1 pseudogene is annotated in these 951 nt (G+C 80.8%); it reads left to right on the forward strand.

Going from position 1 to position 951, the window contains the following annotated elements:
• Positions 1-435 precede the first annotated feature (435 nt).
• A pseudogene (locus tag HZS56_RS37830) lies at positions 436-951 on the forward strand (hypothetical protein); the annotation flags it as partial.

Consider the following 951-nt stretch of genomic DNA (forward strand, 5'->3'; position numbering starts at 1 on the left):
CCGGACAAGGCACCCACGCCCGGCGCCCCTGCACAGCCCACCCATACGCCCGCGGCGGGCAGCGCCGCCGTCCCCACCGCACCCGCACCGCGCTCCGCCACCCCGACGAACGCCCCCGCTCCCGGCCTCCCGGTCCAGCGGGCAGCAGCCGCGCGGCCCAAGCCGGGACTGGGCCCCGCCCTCAACCGGCCCGAGGGCAGCACGGCGCCCGCATCTGGCGGCAGCACGGCGCCCGGTACGCCCGTCCAGCGAGCCGTTCCGCAGACCGGCCCCCAGAGTGGTGCGACGGGCGAACTCCCGGTGCAGCGGGCGGAGTCCGGCAGTGCTCCCGCCTCTTCCGCACCGCGGCCCCGCGCCACCTCCGCGCCCGGGCCCGCGTCGGCCTCCGCCTCAACGCCCGCCCCTGCCGACGGCGTTGCGAAGGACGACCTGCCGGTGCAGCGAACGGCCCCGGCGAAGGCCTCCGGCACCGACGCCCCGTCCGCCAACCGCACGGCGCCCCGCACGCCTTCGCCGCCCACGTCCCCGACGCCGGCCCCAGCCCCCACCCCGACCACGTCCGCGTCCACGTCCACGTCCACGTCCGCGTCGGCGGGAGCCACCCCGGCCGCCTCCGTGCCCCCGGTCCAGCGGGCGGCCTCCGAGCGCAACGAACCCGACGCCGCCCCGGTCCAGCGAGCGGCGGCGCAGCCCGACCGTTCCGCCCCCGTCTCCGAGCAGCGCGACACCGGCACCGCATCGTCGCCGCCCGTCCAGCGCGCCGTGGCCCGCGTCAACCCCGCTCCCGCCCCCGGCGGCGAGGCGACGCGCCCCGCCGCACGACGGACCGGCGACGGCGCCCCCGCCGGAGTCCCGCGCTCCGCGACGCCCGCGCCCTCGGCCCCCTCGCCCTCAGGCCCCTCACCCTCGACGCCCTCTCCCGCGGTGAACGGCCCTTCCACCGGCCCGAGC

The sequence above is a fragment of the Streptomyces mayonensis genome, assembly GCF_018982965.1.
In the GTDB taxonomy this organism is placed as follows: domain Bacteria; phylum Actinomycetota; class Actinomycetes; order Streptomycetales; family Streptomycetaceae; genus Streptomyces; species Streptomyces mayonensis.